A 17,527-nucleotide genomic window follows, 5' to 3' on the forward strand; every position below is an offset into this window, starting at 1 on the left:
AATCTATTCCTTAATTATATTTAATAAATAAAGATAATAATAAATAAGGGCTGTTGATAACATCAACAACTTTATAACCATTTTATTTTTATTAATAAAAAATAAAATTAGATGATCATAATGGATGTCTTTATAATTGAATAAAAGCCGCGATATGATCAGAAATAAGCTATTGTCGAAAACAGCACTTTTTTAAACAGTCTATGAACACACTATAATCGATATTTTGTTGAAAACCTAATAAAAGGAATTGTTTTATTAATAATATAAAATTCAAATATATAGAGATCCCTTTTACCATTTAAGAGCCCGATTGGGACCACTTTTTAATCAATATTAAGGAACCTTTTTGCCAGCGGGATGATACGCGCTCTTTGATAAAGTTTTTATATAATTTTTCTAAAAATTGCAAGATCTTATCATAAAGAAAGATTTTTTCTAAAATAAAGCCTTCCATATCTTCGGGGCTGTCTGGGGCGGCTATTTTGGGTGTTTTCAAACTGCTTAAGTTAAGACTCTCGCCTTTCAATGTAAATTGCCATTTTAACTCGGCTGACCGGTACACCAGATTAAGTTCGGTTACCAGAGCCCCCTTCTGCAAGGCCAGCATGGCTTCTTCAAGACCCGCATTTTCCCCTTTAATGGTAATCTTTTCGACACTCTTTTTATGCCGTTTTTCAAGCACCATACGATTACCTATTTCCAATGAAGCAAATTCCGGATCGGCCTTTCTAAGGATAGCTGTGTCCTGATCGACGACAAACCACAACCAGGTTAGAAACTCTTCACCTAAAAATTTAAAACGGTTATAGGCTACGGCAATATCCAGCATTTTGTCGATTGATTATCCTGTAAACGGGGTTTGCGTCAGTTCCAATAGTTGATCTTTTTGTGTATCGGTCAGATTGGAGGTATAGTAGGCTTCAGTGTAGGGAATCATCCGTATCAAAGTTAGATCAAAAGATCTCAAAAATAAGGTTTCCAATTCCTCGTTGGCCGCCTTGAGATTAGAAAAAAACCATAATCTGGCATCTTCATAATTCCAGACAAGATCATAAATATGGGGTGTTGCTGGAACAGTTGCATGTAGACGATCTATTACCTGATCGCGGATACGCTCTTTTTCATTGCGAGACAAATAGGGTCGACCACTTTCAGCCAATCGCCTGTCTGATTCGATTACCACATGTTTTTTAAGTACCTTGGGCGGAACGGTTTTGCGATCAACTCGCAATGAGAATACCAGATAATTTCCATAAACAAATCCGGATCCGCCAAAATCAGGTTGATACGGTTTTTCAAAAGATGTCCAACCGACCGCCCTTTCCAAAGAGGCATCATCTATTTCGGAAATGGTATGTTTTTTTAATGCGGCTGCTACGGTTTCCAGAATGGGGGTTTTAAGTTGTCCCTCAACCTGGTAACGCGTTATGGAAACCGAACTCGACAGCAAACTCATATCAGCGCCAAAGATTCTTTTTGGTATAAACCGTTTAAATAAGGTAGAAGGTGAAAAAACACCATATATAGTATATCGTCTATAACAATATAAATATATAGCGTGTTTGGTAGAAACGCACAAGCTTAATTTAGGGTTAAAAAATGAGTTTAAAAATGATATGAAGATGTGGTCTGAAGCTTTGCCCGTAAGCCAGTTGCACCTGTTTATCATTTGTCCGCCTTAGCACCCAAACTAGCATAAACAACACTTTTATAATGAAAAAAATTCCATGAAATTTATTGCCGATTTACACGTTCATTCCAAATATTCAAGAGCTACGGCTAAAAACCTGGATCTGGAAAATCTTTATATTGCGGCTCAACTCAAAGGTGTCACGGTAGTGGGGACCGGCGATTTTACTTACCCGGCCTGGTATGAAGAAATTTCTGACAAATTAGTCGCCGCTGAACCTGGTCTGTATAAACTTAAAGATGACCTGGCACGACATTGCGACGTCGAGGTGCCGGATTCCTGTCGCGCACCGGTGCGCTTTATGCTGGTTACTGAAATCAGCAATATCTACAAAAAAAATGGTAGAACCCGCAAAAATCATAATCTTGTATTTGCACCCGACGTTGATGTGGCCCGGCGATTCAGCAACCGGCTGGACAAAATCGGCAATATCCGATCAGATGGAAGACCTATTCTGGGGCTGGATGCCCACGACCTGCTTGAAATGCTGCTTGATACATCCGAAGAGGCGTTCTTAATCCCAGCTCACATCTGGACGCCCTGGTTTTCGGTATTGGGCTCAAAGTCTGGCTTTGATTCAATAGAAGAGTGCTTCGAAGATTTAACACCCCATATTTTTGCGGTTGAAACCGGGCTTTCTTCCGATCCGGCCATGAACTGGCGCGTGTCTTCACTGGATGGGTTTACACTGGTGTCCAACTCAGATGCGCATTCACCACTCAATTTAGGACGCGAAGCCAACGTATTCAACACGGCACTTGCCTATGCAGAGATAAAATCGGCATTAAAAACCGCTGATCCTGAAAAATTCTTGGGAACCCTGGAGTTTTATCCTGAAGAGGGCAAATACCATATCGATGGTCACCGCGCCTGTAATATTTCCTTATGGCCGGCCACAACTCTTAAACATGACGGTCTGTGCCCGGTCTGCAACAAACCTCTGACGCTTGGGGTTTTGCATCGAGTCGAAGAATTGGCTGACCACAAAGAAGGCCGCAAACCTGCCCGGCATTCTCCCTACCGCAGCATCATTCAACTGGCGGATATCCTGTCCGATGTGATGCGGGTAGGACCCAAATCCAAAAAGGTCACCCGGGCCTATCAAACCATCTTGCAACAGCTGGGATCGGAATTCAATATTCTACAAAATATGGATTTCGAGGAAATCGAAAAGGCTGGCATCCCGTTGCTGGCAGAAGGCATCAGGCGCATGCGGCATCAGGAAATTACCGTCATTCCCGGATTTGACGGGCAATACGGCCGGGTTCGAATTTTTAAAGAACATGAGCGCGCATCTTTACTGGGCCAGCAATCGCTTTTTGCGGCCGGCGAGCCCCAGGAGCCCGCTTCCAAACCCGGCTTTACTGAACCCCCGCGCAGGATGCCGCATAAAAAGGATGGGGCTGCAAAAAACGATAAACCCAAAGACGTGTCACCGGCGCAATTTTTTAAGCAGCTAAATGAACAGCAGCGCCAGGCGGTGGAGCATCCCGAGGGCCCGCTACTGGTTGTGGCCGGGCCCGGCACCGGCAAAACCCGCACCATGACCGTTCGTATCGCCCATTTGATCAAACGCAAAGGGGTATCCCCCGACAATATTCTGGCATTGACATTTACCCGCAAAGCCGCGCGTGAAATGCAGCAGCGCCTGCACACCATTCTAAACGACGATCATCATTTGCCGCTGACGGCTACGTTTCATTCTTTGTGCTATAAACTACTTAATGATCTTAAGCCGCAAGAAACGTTCGCCATTATTGATGACGACGATCGCAAAGAAATGATGCGTGAGGCCATCAAAACAGTAAAGCATCATAAAATTGAAGTTTTGCAAACTCCCAAACAACTCCTGACCCAAATCATTGCCGCTAAACAGCAGATTTTGGGACCGGACGAGATGACACCGTCGAATAAGGTTACTGCTGCTGGCCGCGCGCTGGCCGAGGTCTATCACAGTTATCAGACACTGCTATCCACCCAAGGGCTCTATGATTATGAAGATCTTATTTTTAACGTCGTTGAGCTGCTTGAGAATAATTCCAACCTCCTTCAAAAATATCGCCGCCGCTTTCAGTACGTATTTGTCGACGAATATCAAGATTTAAACCATGGCCAATACCGCATCGTAAAAGCACTGGCGCCACCGGATGAGAACGGTCCCAATCTGTGTGTGATCGGCGACCCGGATCAGTCCATTTATGGATTCAGGGGGGCTGACGTCCATTATTTCAAACGCTTTAAAGACGACTACCCCGATACAACAGAGATTCACTTAACCCGGAATTATCGATCAACAGAAACCATACTGGATGCTTCCTTTTATGTGATCCGCGATCATCGGCTCCATTCCAGCGACACCCGAACCTATTCCCAGATTGATGGCGTAAAGACCATCAGCATCCTTGAGGCTGCCAGCGGCAAAGCCGAAGCCCGCGCCATTGCCAGTGTCATTGGCCAACTGGTGGGCGGTTCCGGTTTTCACTCTGTTGATACCGGTCAAGTTGCCGATGCCAACCTTGATGCAGCAAACAGTTATGCTGATTTTGCGGTGTTGGTTCGCACCCACTATCAGCTGAACATCATCGCCGATGTCTTTGATCAGAAAGGTGTGCCGTTTCAGATAGCCAGCCGCAAAACCAGCCTTAAGAGCTGGGGACTGGCAGAACTGATTTCGCTGTTAAGCGTCGTGGAGGGATTCGGCAGCGATTTGGATTTGAACGTCTGTCTATCTTTATTAACAGGAGGTTTGAACAATAAAACAACCGAACAATTCAAATCCTGGTGCACCGCTAATAAATTCTCGCAACTAAACGGACTGGTTAATGCCAAACGATTTCCTGTCCCGGGTTTAAGCCGTGACCAACAGCAAAAGCTCATTGATTTTAGCGAAGCGCTAGGCGTGATTAAAAACGAAACGGCGGCGATGACCATTGCTAAAAAATTGCAGCATTTATCCCAAATTCGGCAGTTATCAACCCTGGTAAACACCGAACCCCAATCCCGCGAAGCGTTCAGCAACCTGTTAAACCTTTCAAATGATTTTGATGATATGGCAGCCTTTTTGGCAGCCGCAGCGCTGCAAAGTGATACGGATGCCTATTCGTCCCGGGCCGAGAAGGTGGCGTTGATGACTCTGCATGCTGCCAAGGGGCTCGAATTTCCGGTGGTGTTTATCGCCGGGTGTGAAGATGAACTGATTCCCCTTAACCACCAGGGCAATGGTCAAACCGATCTGGCTGAAGAACGTCGTTTGTTTTATGTGGCCATGACCCGCGCCATGCAGCGTTTATATCTGACCCGCGCTAAAAAACGCAGTGTTTATGGTAAGCTTTTGACCCGCCGACCGTCTCCTTTTCTGGCCGACATTGAAGACCATCTTAAAAAATATGAAACCCCGCAAAAAAAATCTCCAAAGAAGAAAGATAAGCAGCAGGAGCAGCTCAAACTCTTCTAAAAACGCTCTCAAACCCAACGGTTGGGCCCGTTACCCGCTTGTCCGCCTTTGGTGGATTGACCCGTTAACCGGTTGAACGTCATTTATTCCTATATAACCGGCGCAACCGGCTCAACGGGCTTAACCGGCAACCTGAAATAATAGAAAACCTTAAGTTTTCTATTATTTTAGTCGATATTTTAGTGGGGAAGCATGACCGGATGACCCATGCGGCATACGCCTTGGGTTAAGGTTTAGCAGCGCCTACAAGATATAGGGGTTTTGTTTCATAAGCACCTAAAATTATTATATATTATTATTAATGACTTGAGTTTCGGGAAAAAGTATTGTAAAATTTAAGATACAGTCTCAACGAGCATATGAGCCCTTGCTTTTGGGGGAAAGCACTAAATGGGGTTAAATTGATTCTGAGGTACAATGAGCGGACGAGGAAATACATTTCGACAAATTTTTGGTTTCGGTACTGCGCTGTTTTTACTTGTCTTTGGATCATCGGTGAATGCGGACATATTTCGCTATATCGATGAAAACGGGGTGATGCATTTCACCAACACCCCCACCTCCAATGTCCAGGAATACAAACTGTACATCAAAGAAAAAACCACCCTATCGCGGAATTTTTACGCCCCTGACAAGTATGATCGTTACATTTCGGATGCCTCCGCCCAAACCGGTGTCGATTCGCGCTTATTGAAAGCCATGATTAAAGCCGAATCGGATTTTAACCCGCGGGCCATTTCCAGAAAAGGCGCCATGGGTTTGATGCAGATCATGCCCGAGAATTTTAAAATGCTGGATTTGGAAAATCCCTTCGATCCCTGGCAAAACATCAGGGCCGGTGCACGCTATTTTCAACAGCTCTACGAGCGCTTCAACGGCAAATTGGCGCTTTCTCTGGCCGCCTATAATGCCGGACCCACCGCTGTTGACCGCTATAAAACAATCCCGCCCTATAAAGAAACCGAAGAGTATGTTCGCCGGGTCCTGAGATACTATCGAACCTTTAAACAGCTATAAATTGACATTCCGATTCCTACCGACATTCAATCATGGGTCTATTCAATAAACTCCGTCGTCACGCTTCTGTTGCCCGGGGCGACTTCCAGATGCTGTCCAAGGATTTGAAGATTCCCCCCTTGCCAGCGGCCGTCAACCAGCTTCTAGCAGAAATCAATCGAAGCGAGCCGAATATCGATCGGCTGGTAAAGCTCATTTCCGCAGATCCGGAAATCACCGCTAAAGTCATTAAAACGGTGAACTCTTCGCTGTATTCGCCGCGTGTGCCGGTTGCTGATGTTAAACGGGCCGTTACCATGCTGGGTCTTGCTCAGATTCGCTCCATTGTCTTGGCTTTTGCCACCATGGAGGCGTTGCCTCAGCCCAAAGGAAACGGTTTCGATCACAACGCCTTCTGGATTGACTCGTTACTCAGAGCCATTCTGGCACGGGCGTTATCGCAGCAGCGTTTCAGCGGGCAGTTGGATGAAGTATTTACAGCGGCATTACTGTCAGAGCTGGCAGTGCCTTTATTGCTGTGCGTCTGGGCGGAGTACTATGAACCCGTTGTGGCTGAATGGCAAACCAGCGACCGACGGTTATCAGATATCGAGCGCGAGCAATTTGGCTGGGATCACGCTCAGGCAGGCGCCTGGATCGTGCAGTCCTGGGAGTTTCCCGAAGAGATGATTTGCTATATCGGTGCCCACAATATGTCCATGGAAAAATTACAGGAAATGGAATTGCAAGATACCATTGTCATGCCGCTGGCGGTGGCATCGCTGGCACCCAGTGTACTGAGACCGGAGCCTGAATCATTGGCAGCGGTTTTTAACCAAAGCGTCCACCACCTTGACATGGACGCCAGTCAGTTTGCCGCTGTGGTCGAAACGGCCAAAGATACCTTGACGGAGCTATTGGCTCTGTTTGAGCTGCCGGATCAAAAAGCCGTTAACATTTTTGATCAGCTAGTGGAAATCGCTGAACCGGGTGCTGATACACCTCTTGAGAAACCATGACCCAACGGCCGCCGCAACATACCCTCTTTTTCCGGATGGTCGCTTTTTTCAGTCGGCTTCAGTTGTGGTATCTGATCCGTAAAATCGACAACCCGCGTGTGCTGTTGCTGCTGTTCATTTTTATCGCCGGTGCCGTTGCATTGGGCACCATATCCATTATCGCCTACCTGACACGGTTGCCATTGCTTTTTCCCCAACTGGGCCCTTCGGCGTTTATTTTGTTTCATACCCCAATGTCGGTGACAGCCAGCCCGCGCAATGTTCTGCTGTCGCATACCCTGGCGGTGGCTTCCGGTCTATTTGCCTTATGGCTGGTGGGATGGTTCTATCCGCAGGCCGGCCTTTCCGATCCATTTGTGCTAAACTGGTATCGCATTTTAGTGATCGCGCTAACGATGGGCGTTTCCGGGGTGATGATGGTGGGCATAAAATGCATCCACCCGCCGGCGGCGGCCTCTGCCTTGATTGCGGCAATGGGGTTTTTAAACAGCCCTGCGCAGGTGCTGGGCGTCATCGGTGCCATGATCCTGCTGGTGCTGGAAGCGATATTATTTAACCGGTTTATCGGCGGGCTTCCCTATCCTTTGTGGCGCGCCGATCCGAAAGTGGCACGCCATTACGGCGCCCTGGCCGGTATCCCCGACAGCGAAACCACCTTCTGGCGACGGCTGGCCGCTAAAACCGTTCAAAAACGATGATCTCATCAAGGCCCTTGGGGGTTATTCGTCTTGTTGAGTACGATACCTGACCGTCATTCTGGGGAAGGTGTTTTGCGCTTCAATAACCGGTCAATGACAAGTTGACCGACGCGGGCATTGTCAAGAATTCCACCGAATTCAGCACTGGATGGCCCATAGGCAAAGACGGGCACCATCGATGCCGTATAACTGCTAGTTGTAAAAGAGGTTGAGGTGACCTGCCGGTTTATCATCGAACCCTCATGGATGGCTAATCCGCCGGTTTCATGATCGGAGGTCACAACGACCAACGTGCGGCCCTGTGTTCGGGCGAAATCCAATGCCGCCCCGATTGCAGCGTCAAAATCGAGCATCTCGGCGATAATGTTGGGGGTATCATTATCGTGGGCGGCCCAATCGATTTGAGAGCCTTCGATCATGAGCACAAATCCGTTACGATTTTTTGACAGGATTTGAATCGCCGTCCGGGCCAGCTGGGCCAGGGAATAATCCCGCTCTGCTGCCCTATTCAGCCCATCGGGGGCCAGCAGGGCAGCCAGTTTTTCACCGTTGCTGTGCTCCAAGATGGCATCTGCATGCAGCACCAGCGGCATGCGGGATTCAAGGGTGGCCGGTACAAAATATGCCCATCCCCCGCCGATGAGCACATCAATGCCGCTGTTGGCAATCTGTTCGGCGATATCGTCCTGCTTGCGACGATGGTTGGCATGGGACATAAACGCTGCCGGTGTGGCGTGGGTCACCTAAGAGGTGACCACCACCCCGACGGACTTGCCCAGGTCTTTGGCGTATTCAAAAAGGGTTTTGGCCGGTGTACCATCAGGTAAAACCGAGACAGCCCTGTTGTTGGTTTTTTTTCCGGTTGCCAACGCAGTAGATCCTGCCGCCGATTCGGTTACCAGCCGGTTGGCCGAGTGGGTGGTGACCAGACCGCCGACAGGCATGCGCTCCAGGTTTAAGTTGCCCGCCACAATCTGACTGGCGGTGACATGGGCCACACCCATACCGTCGCCGATGAATAGAATAATATTGTGCGGATAATCGCTTTCATTGCTGCAAGCGAACAGCAGTAAAACGGAAAGAAAGCACAACCCCGCAAGGCGAAAAATTTTTGCTTTACCCGCTGATGGTATCATTTGCATTAACCTGAGATTATCATAGAGGTGTTTGAAGCAAGGTGTCGATGAAAAATTACGCGATCAAGGGTTTGGGCTCTTGGAGTTGACCATTGCCAGGATCCGTTCGACAATTGAGCGGGCGATTTGATCGGATTGATCCATGACCGAGGCCGAGGTCATCGCATCCACATCCCGCACCTCAGGTGTCCAGCTGTCCCCGATACCGGTGGTCAAAACAATGATTTTATTTTTTTGTGGTTCGCGATCGATAAAGCTCTCCACCCGGGGGTCCGGCCGGCCGGCCATACATCTATTAAGGATCACAATGGCTGCAAACTCAGTGGTGGGTTGATTTTTAAGGCCTTTGACATCAATGAGTTTTATATAAATGGCGTTTTGAACCAGTTCATCATAAATTTCAGTGACCACGGCCTGTTTGAATTTGCTTTTCTGAGTGGCCACCAGCACCCGCTTATCGTCCGCTGCCGGCGTGCCGCTTTCAACGGTTGCCACCGGCTGCGATGCGCACCCCCAAACGACCAGACACATGCAGATCAACATTTGTCGGAGCATATTTTCGATATCCATCCTGGTTTTCATTCGTGATTGGTAATTCTAAAAGAACATAAGCATTATCCGAAGAAAACAAGCGGGTCAAGGCTGAATTAACTGATGCCGCGGTTCAGCGGGGTAATCTGACGGCGATGGTTTTACCGCCATAACCATGCACCGAGTCGTGGGCCCGAATAGTAACGGTGGTAATGCCGGCAGAGATCTTCACGCCGCCCAAACTGCGGGTAAACGGCTGCTCGTTGTCATGTGGATGATGCAGGGTGCGTGTCGCCAGCACGGTGCCATCGGGGGCCACCACGTCCCATTTATTGGCATAGTGATCCCACCCCTTGTCGTCGTGGCGCACGGTCACCGAAAACTGGAACGTATCAGGTCCCGTGGAAATTGCGTTGACCGTTAACACATCCGCTTCACCCGCATAAAGGGTATGAATCACCAACATTGACAACAAAGTCAGGGTCGTTAAAATTTTCATCATGAGCTCCTAAAGTTAAGGCAAGGCAACATCATCTTTATGATGTGCAAATTCCTGTGATCGAATTTTGGTTGCGCGGGTCATGGTTGCGATGCGGTTTTCTGGTTGGGGCGTGACGCCGAAGGCCACTTTTGTGAAGGCGATGGATTTAATGGCTTCCACGACGGCTTCCTGATCACCTGGGCCGTAAATTTCAGGCGGGTCGCCGATGGCAACCGCATTGGGGGCTACGAAAAAACCTTGCGGAATCCTAGTGCCGGCATGCACCAGCGCGCCGACGGCCACCACCGCCCCCCGACCCACTTGTGCCCCCTGGAGCACTGTTGCTCCGGTGGCGATGTAGGCGTGAGATGCCACCCGGCATCCCAAAAGGGTCGCCTGTGGGCTGATAAAGACATGATCGCTGATACGTACCGGATGATCGATATCTTCAACCTTGGTGGCCCGGATAACCGCATTTTCACAGACAATACTGCACTTGCCGATCTCAACGGCCGATGCTTCCGAATCGATGACGGCACCGTACATCACCCGCGTCTGGGGACCGACCGTGACATTACCGCAAACAACAGCCGTGGGTGCAACGTATACCGACTCATCTATGCGGGGCTCAACCCCACGATGCTTGATTATCATGGTTAAACACCTCCCATCATGTTACACAATAACGGTCAAAAAATATTCGATTATTATATTAGGTTGGCCGGTTAAGCCCGTTGAGCCCGTTAAGCCCGTCACTTTATTGGAAGGGCTACAAGAGCGCTATAGGACGACCGAAGGTTCCCGTGAAACGGAATTAAGCCTGTTGAGCCCGCTAATATGTCAAAAGGGGTGTTTTAAAAAGATATTGTTTGGTTTGGATTTCAGTTAAAATGAAATGGGCGACATCCGCACGGGATATTTTGCCGGCCGTGACGCCCGCAAGATCCGTTAGCGCGCGATAGGTGCCTGTCAGCGGGCCATTGGTCAGAAATCCTGGACGCACGATAACCCACTCCAGGCTCGCATCGCGCACGAGTGCTTCCTGGCGATCTTTGTCTTCATAGATGGTTTTTAGCAAAAGTGGATTAAAGATTTTATCATAGAAAAAACCGCCATGATTTTTGCTGTCGCCGGCACCGATTCCGGTAACACAAACCAGCAGCTTTGGTCCGCTTTGGGTCATGGCAGCGATAACGTTGCGGGCGCCATGTGAAAATACGCTTACTGGTTTGCGGGTTGGATGAATCCCAATAGTGAGGCATACGGCCTCCTGATCTTTAACTGCGCGAGTGACCGTTGCTTCGTCGCGAATATCGCCTGTGATTACCGTTAGCTGATCATGGCGAACCGGCATCCGCGCCGGATCGCGCACCAGTGCCGTCACGGTATGGCCTTCTTCTATGGACAGTTCAGCAAGGCGCAGACCGATGCCGCGGGTGGCGCCAATAACCAAAAGTTTCATAAGCCTGCATCCTCTGATTTAATTGGATGTTGGATCGGTCTCTTGCAGATGCACCCATTTTACAGTGGCTCGGCGAATCAATTCCTGCCACAGGGCTTTGGGATCCTGGGCAAAAACGCTATCCGCGTCGGCTTTTAAAATATGCCAATCGCCCCGGCTGTGCTCAAAATCAAGTTGGTTGGGCGCCCAGCCGGCATAGCCGGCAAACAGGCGAAAGCGCTGCTCAGCAGAGGCTTTTTTGATGAGGCCCTCGAGCACTTTCCAACTCGAGCTGATATAAACATTGTCGATGACCAGGGTCGACGCTTCCGGAGCCTGGCTGGATCGGACGAGCATGAGCATCTGATTGACGGCTACCGGCCCACCGATATAGACGGTATCTTTGCGCTTTTTGAGCTCTTTGACATCCGGAAACACTTTAGACAGCTTGACCGCTGAAGGCCGATTGATGACCAGGCCCATTGCACCGTCCGGACCGTAATCAATCAACAGCACCACGGTTTGGCTAAAATTGGGATCGTTCAGCCGGCGGCTGGCCACCAAAAATTTTCCTTTGGCCAGTTTTTCCCGGGAACCCGGTGTGCCGGGGTCTTCTTTTGGGATGGCGGCATAAATTTGCTGTTGGGTCGATGTTGCGCTACCGGCCTCTGCGGGTATGGTTGCAAGCTGAAATGACCCGCCGCTGAGCAGCAACATGACACTCAAGCATAGGTAAACCAAGCGTTTGGACGATCGCTTGAATGGACGTGTGTCAGGATTCAGTCTAATCCCCCTTTCCTGGCCAGACTACCAACGACGGTTTTTATTCCGAGACCCGCTCTGAATGGTGTTTTTAGTCAAATCAAAACCCCGTTATCAGTACATGATACGGGGTTTTTTCATCAGACCATTTTTGATCCTTCCGGGCAATTTTTTAAAGTCTTCTTTAGCGGGATCACTTGTCGATTTTAGTTTATCTTCTGGTGGTTAATTTACCCATAAAATATTTCCGTAGTCAAGAAAGCAACCGCTAAATGGTTTTACCCGGTAGACGCCTGCCCCTGATATCGAAACCAACCGCATGCAAACGTCATTCGCTAAAACCCATGCCCTTAAAGGCGTCTATGCGGGCCTTTCTGACCTGCCAGCGGGTGTCTGTTTTGAGCCATTCGAGCTTAAGCTGGAACAAATCCGCATTGTCCCCCACCTTTTCGAGCCATCCCTGCGGGTCATCATAGAGATCTTTTAGTTCCGGGATAACACGGTCCTTTTTCACAATCAGCAAAAACATTTTACTGGACGCCCGGTCCTCTTCGGCGGAAAGTTCAACAGAGGGCTTTGGATATAAAACCTTTATTTGGCCGTAATGCCGCAGCGCCAACCAGAGGATGCGCTTGATCTCCAGACGATTGTGCGCCCCCGGCTGAGCCACGATATCTTCGCGGGCCATCTCCATCAGGCTGCTGATATCATGCGCTTCGGCCAGCGCGGCACCTTTTTGAATCATCGACCGGATAACGGCAACATCATCTTCTTGTGAGCAGGCGCTTGCCAGAAGGAAAAAAATGCCCCCGATAAGGGTGAATACGGTCCCCTTGCTACGGCGGTTCATGGGGTTCATTTCGTGGACCTCAGCGGTGTCATCGATTTTACGGACCTTTATTCGTGCGCCGACTGTGGAATTTGTGACGAGTGGTGGTGAATAATGGGATGATCTTTGGCGGCGTTGATAACAAATGTAAACCGTGAGGCAAATGAATGCTTCTTTCCAGCCACATCATATGAGAAGGTATAATGACCGCAGACACATTCAACTGTTTCTCCGATGCGATACTCAACAATGGTATCCGGATCAAACTTGACACGGAGGGCCGCTTTAGACGCCAGATTTTCAAAATACGCTTTGATGGCGGTTTTTGTGGGTGCTGGATACGGTGAAAACGTCGGCAACAGTGTGGCGGATTCATCATACAACCCCAGAACGCCTTCCAAATCACCGGCGTTGACCTTTTCCATCCAGGTTTGCAAGATGGTATTCATTTATCAACCCCTTTGGATATAGTTTGCGTTACGGTCTAGTTTGTATATGCGGTGCTGTCTGGAGAGAGGTGATGCGCCATTGGATATGTCCCACCGTGGTGGGATTTTTCCGGCCCAATACGCCTATTACAAAAAACCGATACCAGAAACGAACCTTATTTACAACTTAACAGTGGCATAAATAGGCGGCAACGCGGGCTAGCGGCTCGGATGTGCTTTTTGTGGTATCAGCCGCAGGCACATCGGATAGCGGTAATATTCGCCATCATTGGCCTTGACGCCGGCAACGATAACCATAATAAGGCTGAACAGCACCAGACCGATGAGCAGAAAGATGCCGATAACCACCAAAATCAAAACAACTGAAATTATCATGTAAATCATCATCGAGATCTGAAAATTGAGCGCTTCTTTGGCTTGATCGGTAACAAATTCAGATTCATTTTTCTTCAATTGCCAGACGATGATGGGGCCGATAAGATTGCCCAGCGGCACCAGAATCGAGAGGAACGTGCTGATATGGGCCCACATGGCCCAGTTGTTTTCTTGTTCTTCGGTCAGCGCGCCTTCGACCGGATCGCTGTTTGGTTTTTGGCGCCTGACAAAAACCACCAATGCGATGATCGGAGCAATGACAACGCCCAAAAATAACAGCACCCCACCCCAGATAATGGCTTTGGCCATTTCCCATACTTCAAAGCGACGCACCAGCAGGCTGTCACTCCCCGGGATTTCGCCGACAACCGTGGCGCTATAAGCGCCAAGGGTATCAAACTGAATCTGTGCAATGGCATGCAATGTCATGTTGCCGTCTTCTTCGGTATAGGGCATCTCAACCGGCTGTAAGGCCATTTCCTGTCCGGTGGACAGATCCATTATGTAGATGGCAAAATCCCGGCCCCATTGATAATTGGCCGCATTAAAAACCCGATAACGGCTGGTTTCATAAAAAAATACATAGGTACCGGTGTTGTCGATCTGCAGGTCGGTTTCACCCGGCACCGCCAGGCGGGTTTCACTCTCAAAATAGGTATTAAAGGTATTAAACAGTTTGGTTACGCCGGCAATCACCGGAATTAAGAAAAGCAATGCCGCAAAGACATACCACAACGCGCTGGGACCGGTGCCGGTCATGGTCGCTGACGTTTGGGCCACTGCAGCCGGTGGGGATTCGACCGCGGTTGTGTTCTGAGCCGCCGGCACAGGCGCGGCCTGATCCATTGGCGCCGTATGGTCCATCTGTAGCGACTGTGCGGGCAGCGGCGGTGGTGCCGTGGTGCTACCGTCGTCTATCGGTGTAATCATACAATCCGCACCGGCATCTTTAAACATATTATTGATCTTTAAAGCAGTCTGATGATCGACATTTTTTTTGATCACAATCCGCTTGCCGGAAAACAGTTTGTAAATGGTCTCTTCATTTGCTTTTAATATTACCGCCAGATTGGATTTGACTTCATCGAGCTCCCACCCCGGGATAATACGCCCTGAAAAATCGACATTGTAAAGCGTTCCAGACATCATTTTTTCCTTGATAGTGATATTAGGGGTTGTCAAAAGCGCCTGTTATGTTTCAATTTTTTGACCACCCGGTATCGCACCACGTTGTAACTTAAATACGGTCAGCGCAATGCCTTGCTAATCGCCTTGAAAATTAAGTCAAACAATATGAATACTTTAAAGAAACAGCCGCCATGAGGCTGCCGATCCTAAGTCTATTGTCGGCTAAAGTATGGAAATGGTTTAGAGTTTTTTGGACCAAAGTTGGTTAAAAAAGCAGTTGCGGCAGGTCCGATGCAAGCTGATTGCAGCAGGAAAAAGGGTCTTGAGATACACGACTTTTTGAGTTGATCGGCTGATTTTTGACCCGATTTTACGGATTTGCTATGATAGCATCGATTCTAGCATCAATGCGATCCAGAGGAGGATTAAGGTTGTCGCTACAATTGTTGAAAGATAAGCGTTGTTTTGTCTGTGGTGCCGAAAATCCCCATGGTCTAAACATAACGGTCCATCAGACGGGTAATGATCAGGTAACGGCAGAATTTGTTGCCGCAGATCGCTACCGGGGCTGGTCCGATTATCTGCATGGTGGCGTTTTATCCCTCATTTTCGATGAAATGATGGGTTGGCTGTCGCGCTACATGGGCCATGATGCCATGACCGCCCGACTGGAGGTGCGCTATCGCAAACCGGTGCCGCTGGGCAGCCGCTTGACCTTCAGCGCTGTTTTGCAGCGCCAGATCAAAGGACTGCTGGATATAAAATTAGATGCCTTAATGGAAGATGATACCGTGGTGGCCGAGGCCACCGGTAGGATGATGATTATCAGCGATCAAAAACAAGCGGATCAAGACTGAATCAGGCTCAGAAAATATTGGTGGAAGCGGGTATCATGGGTTAGTTCAGGATGAAAAGCGGTTGCCAAAAGCGTATCTTCCACCGCGGCTACCGGGGAGCCATCTGCCAGATGGGCAAGAATGACGGCCCGGCCTTTGGTTTGGACCAATTTGGGCGACCGAATAAATATCCCGGGGAACGGAATGGAATCCCCGTTTATCAGGGCGCTGACGTATAAATTTTCCTTAAAACTGTCTTTTTGGCGGCCAAAAGCGTTGCGTTCAACCATAATATCCATGATGCCCAAAAGGGGCTGATCCATTCCAATCGCTTTGGCCATAAAAATCATTCCGGCACAGGTGCCCCATATCGGTCTTTCGCTGGCAAATTGGCGCAAAGGGTCCATCAACTGATACATGACGGCCAATTTGCCGATGGTGGTGCTTTCACCCCCGGGGATGATCAACCCGTCGATGTCTTCTAATGTTTCCGGCAGGCGCACCTCGACTGTTTCCACATCGAGCTGTCGCAGCATATGGATGTGCTCGCTAAATGCGCCCTGGAGAGCCAGTATACCGATTTTCATTGTTCAGGTTTGCCCGTTGAGCCCGTTGGCCGGTTAGAAGAGGCGTGTTATCGATTTGTCGTTGAATGAATTTCTTTGTGAGCCTTGTACCTTTGTGGTGAAAAATATTCAATCTATTCTTACCACCCGCGGTCGGCCAGGGTTTCTCCTTCGGCCAATGTGCTGACACTGATACCGACCATGGGTTCACCCAGATTTTCACTGATATCTGCCAGAATTTTGGGATCCTTGTAGTGAGTGGTGGCTTCAACGATCGCTTTTGCCCGGTGGGCCGGATCGGCGGATTTAAATATGCCGGAGCCGACAAATACGCCATCCACGCCGATTTGCATCATCAAGGCGGCATCCGCTGGCGTGGCAATGCCACCGGCCGCAAAATTGACCACCGGCAACCGCCCCAGTTCTTTGGTTTGTTTGACCACTTCATAGGGTGCACCGATATCCTTGGCAAAAGCCATTAATTCATCATCCGGTTTGGCCTTGAGATTGCGGATGGCGCCCAATACAGTGCGTGCATGGCGCACCGCTTCGACAATATCACCGGTTCCCGCCTCGCCTTTTGTTCGAATCATGGCGGCCCCCTCACCGATACGGCGCAGCGCCTCGCCCAAATCGCGGCATCCGCAGACAAACGGAATTGTAAAGGGGTGTTTGTCGATATGATGGCGCTCATCGGCCGGGGTGAGCACCTCGCTTTCGTCAACATAATCGACGCCGATGGCCTCTAAGATCTGAGCCTCGACAAAATGACCAATGCGACATTTGGCCATTACCGGTATGCTGACCGATTGCATAATTTCCTTGATCAATGCCGGATCGGACATGCGCGCCACGCCGCCATGCTCGCGGATATCAGCCGGAACGCGCTCCAGGGCCATCACCGCCACTGCACCGGCTTCTTCGGCAATTACAGCATGCTCTACGGAGACCACATCCATAATGACGCCGCCTTTGAGCATCTGTGCCAGCCCGCTTTTGACCGTGAAGCTGCCCACCCTGTCGTCACATTTTTTATCATGCGTTTCCATTGGATTTCCCCCTGGTGAAATAAAATTCAGCTGAATGATATCGGTTGCAGCCAGAGTAGCGGGTGTGTTAAAGAAAAAACAGAT

At 49.1% G+C, this 17,527-nt stretch carries 19 protein-coding genes; 5 read left to right on the forward strand and 14 right to left on the reverse strand.

Annotation, left to right across the window (positions count from 1 at the left end; all coding sequences use genetic code 11):
• Positions 1–301 precede the first annotated feature (301 nt).
• Positions 302–832, reverse strand: a complete 531-nt coding sequence (locus QNJ26_01855) for a hypothetical protein (protein ID MDJ0984259.1) — start codon at positions 830–832, stop codon at positions 302–304.
• A gap of 12 nt (positions 833–844) precedes the next feature.
• Positions 845–1,459, reverse strand: coding sequence for a recombination-associated protein RdgC (gene rdgC, locus QNJ26_01860; GenBank protein MDJ0984260.1), 615 nt, complete (start codon positions 1,457–1,459; stop codon positions 845–847).
• 271 nt (positions 1,460–1,730) lie between these two features.
• Between rdgC and QNJ26_01865 the strand changes: the two genes are divergently transcribed.
• From QNJ26_01865 to QNJ26_01880, 4 genes are all read left to right on the forward strand, one after another.
• Positions 1,731–5,147, forward strand: coding sequence for a UvrD-helicase domain-containing protein (locus QNJ26_01865; GenBank protein ID MDJ0984261.1), 3,417 nt, complete (start codon positions 1,731–1,733; stop codon positions 5,145–5,147).
• 417 nt (positions 5,148–5,564) lie between these two features.
• Positions 5,565–6,164 carry a lytic transglycosylase domain-containing protein gene (locus tag QNJ26_01870; protein ID MDJ0984262.1) on the forward strand — a complete coding sequence of 200 codons (600 nt, stop codon included), beginning with the start codon at positions 5,565–5,567 and terminating at the stop codon, positions 6,162–6,164.
• 32 nt (positions 6,165–6,196) lie between these two features.
• A complete protein-coding gene (locus QNJ26_01875) occupies positions 6,197–7,162 on the forward strand; it encodes an HDOD domain-containing protein (protein ID MDJ0984263.1) in 966 nt (321 codons plus the stop codon).
• A complete protein-coding gene (locus QNJ26_01880; protein MDJ0984264.1) occupies positions 7,159–7,860 on the forward strand; it encodes an HPP family protein in 702 nt (233 codons plus the stop codon). The genes QNJ26_01875 and QNJ26_01880 overlap by 4 nt, the downstream gene beginning before the upstream one ends.
• 53 nt (positions 7,861–7,913) lie before the next feature.
• On the opposite strand, the gene QNJ26_01885 is transcribed toward QNJ26_01880, so the two are convergent.
• The 10 genes from QNJ26_01885 to QNJ26_01930 form a co-directional block, all read right to left on the reverse strand.
• Complete coding sequence (locus tag QNJ26_01885) at positions 7,914–8,603, reverse strand: alkaline phosphatase (GenBank protein MDJ0984265.1); 690 nt, start codon at positions 8,601–8,603, stop codon at positions 7,914–7,916.
• The gene (locus QNJ26_01890; protein ID MDJ0984266.1) at positions 8,604–8,996 is read right to left on the reverse strand and encodes an alkaline phosphatase; all 393 of its coding nucleotides are present in this window, start codon (positions 8,994–8,996) and stop codon (positions 8,604–8,606) included. It lies immediately after the preceding gene.
• Between the two features lie 63 nt (positions 8,997–9,059).
• Positions 9,060–9,566, reverse strand: a complete 507-nt coding sequence (locus QNJ26_01895) for a hypothetical protein (GenBank protein ID MDJ0984267.1) — start codon at positions 9,564–9,566, stop codon at positions 9,060–9,062.
• A 94-nt stretch (positions 9,567–9,660) separates the two neighbouring features.
• Positions 9,661–10,026, reverse strand: coding sequence for a hypothetical protein (locus tag QNJ26_01900; protein ID MDJ0984268.1), 366 nt, complete (start codon positions 10,024–10,026; stop codon positions 9,661–9,663).
• 15 nt (positions 10,027–10,041) lie between these two features.
• Positions 10,042–10,662: a hypothetical protein gene (locus tag QNJ26_01905; protein ID MDJ0984269.1), complete on the reverse strand. Its 621-nt coding sequence runs from the start codon at positions 10,660–10,662 to the stop codon at positions 10,042–10,044.
• Between the two features lie 178 nt (positions 10,663–10,840).
• Positions 10,841–11,470 (reverse strand): SDR family oxidoreductase, encoded by a 630-nt coding sequence (locus tag QNJ26_01910; protein ID MDJ0984270.1) that lies wholly within the window; start codon positions 11,468–11,470, stop codon positions 10,841–10,843.
• Between the two features lie 18 nt (positions 11,471–11,488).
• Positions 11,489–12,166, reverse strand: a complete 678-nt coding sequence (locus QNJ26_01915) for a YqgE/AlgH family protein (protein ID MDJ0984271.1) — start codon at positions 12,164–12,166, stop codon at positions 11,489–11,491.
• A gap of 373 nt (positions 12,167–12,539) precedes the next feature.
• On the reverse strand, positions 12,540–13,070 hold the full coding sequence (locus tag QNJ26_01920) for a hypothetical protein (protein ID MDJ0984272.1): 531 nt from the start codon (positions 13,068–13,070) through the stop codon (positions 12,540–12,542).
• 38 nt (positions 13,071–13,108) lie between these two features.
• A complete protein-coding gene (locus QNJ26_01925) occupies positions 13,109–13,489 on the reverse strand; it encodes a DUF4440 domain-containing protein (protein MDJ0984273.1) in 381 nt (126 codons plus the stop codon).
• 198 nt (positions 13,490–13,687) lie between these two features.
• Positions 13,688–15,010, reverse strand: coding sequence for a DUF4870 domain-containing protein (locus tag QNJ26_01930; protein ID MDJ0984274.1), 1,323 nt, complete (start codon positions 15,008–15,010; stop codon positions 13,688–13,690).
• 413 nt (positions 15,011–15,423) lie between these two features.
• Between QNJ26_01930 and QNJ26_01935 the strand changes: the two genes are divergently transcribed.
• A complete protein-coding gene (locus tag QNJ26_01935; GenBank protein ID MDJ0984275.1) occupies positions 15,424–15,849 on the forward strand; it encodes a PaaI family thioesterase in 426 nt (141 codons plus the stop codon).
• Here QNJ26_01935 and pdxT read toward each other — a convergent pair.
• Both pdxT and pdxS read right to left on the reverse strand, forming a co-directional pair.
• The gene (gene pdxT, locus QNJ26_01940; protein MDJ0984276.1) at positions 15,840–16,415 is read right to left on the reverse strand and encodes a pyridoxal 5'-phosphate synthase glutaminase subunit PdxT; all 576 of its coding nucleotides are present in this window, start codon (positions 16,413–16,415) and stop codon (positions 15,840–15,842) included. The genes QNJ26_01935 and pdxT overlap by 10 nt on opposite strands.
• 119 nt (positions 16,416–16,534) lie before the next feature.
• Positions 16,535–17,443 carry a pyridoxal 5'-phosphate synthase lyase subunit PdxS gene (gene pdxS / locus QNJ26_01945; protein MDJ0984277.1) on the reverse strand — a complete coding sequence of 303 codons (909 nt, stop codon included), beginning with the start codon at positions 17,441–17,443 and terminating at the stop codon, positions 16,535–16,537.
• Positions 17,444–17,527: the final 84 nt, after the last annotated feature.

It is taken from the genome of Desulfobacterales bacterium (genome assembly GCA_030066985.1).
Lineage (GTDB): Bacteria > Desulfobacterota > Desulfobacteria > Desulfobacterales > JAHEIW01 > JAHEIW01.

Coding starts and splice junctions, on each gene's coding strand:
- pdxS (MDJ0984277.1), bottom strand. CDS start 17,443: ATGGAAACGCATGATAAAAAATGTGACGACAGGGTGGGCAGCTTCACG.
- QNJ26_01915 (MDJ0984271.1), bottom strand. CDS start 12,166: ATGTTGCTGCTCAGCGGCGGGTCATTTCAGCTTGCAACCATACCCGCA.
- pdxT (MDJ0984276.1), bottom strand. CDS start 16,415: ATGAAAATCGGTATACTGGCTCTCCAGGGCGCATTTAGCGAGCACATC.
- QNJ26_01920 (MDJ0984272.1), bottom strand. CDS start 13,070: ATGAACCCCATGAACCGCCGTAGCAAGGGGACCGTATTCACCCTTATC.
- QNJ26_01890 (MDJ0984266.1), bottom strand. CDS start 8,996: ATGATACCATCAGCGGGTAAAGCAAAAATTTTTCGCCTTGCGGGGTTG.
- QNJ26_01875 (MDJ0984263.1), top strand. CDS start 6,197: ATGGGTCTATTCAATAAACTCCGTCGTCACGCTTCTGTTGCCCGGGGC.
- QNJ26_01855 (MDJ0984259.1), bottom strand. CDS start 832: ATGCTGGATATTGCCGTAGCCTATAACCGTTTTAAATTTTTAGGTGAA.
- QNJ26_01865 (MDJ0984261.1), top strand. CDS start 1,731: ATGAAATTTATTGCCGATTTACACGTTCATTCCAAATATTCAAGAGCT.
- QNJ26_01900 (MDJ0984268.1), bottom strand. CDS start 10,026: ATGAAAATTTTAACGACCCTGACTTTGTTGTCAATGTTGGTGATTCAT.
- QNJ26_01910 (MDJ0984270.1), bottom strand. CDS start 11,470: ATGAAACTTTTGGTTATTGGCGCCACCCGCGGCATCGGTCTGCGCCTT.
- rdgC (MDJ0984260.1), bottom strand. CDS start 1,459: ATGAGTTTGCTGTCGAGTTCGGTTTCCATAACGCGTTACCAGGTTGAG.
- QNJ26_01880 (MDJ0984264.1), top strand. CDS start 7,159: ATGACCCAACGGCCGCCGCAACATACCCTCTTTTTCCGGATGGTCGCT.
- QNJ26_01895 (MDJ0984267.1), bottom strand. CDS start 9,566: ATGGATATCGAAAATATGCTCCGACAAATGTTGATCTGCATGTGTCTG.
- QNJ26_01930 (MDJ0984274.1), bottom strand. CDS start 15,010: ATGTCTGGAACGCTTTACAATGTCGATTTTTCAGGGCGTATTATCCCG.
- QNJ26_01925 (MDJ0984273.1), bottom strand. CDS start 13,489: ATGAATACCATCTTGCAAACCTGGATGGAAAAGGTCAACGCCGGTGAT.
- QNJ26_01905 (MDJ0984269.1), bottom strand. CDS start 10,662: ATGATAATCAAGCATCGTGGGGTTGAGCCCCGCATAGATGAGTCGGTA.
- QNJ26_01870 (MDJ0984262.1), top strand. CDS start 5,565: ATGAGCGGACGAGGAAATACATTTCGACAAATTTTTGGTTTCGGTACT.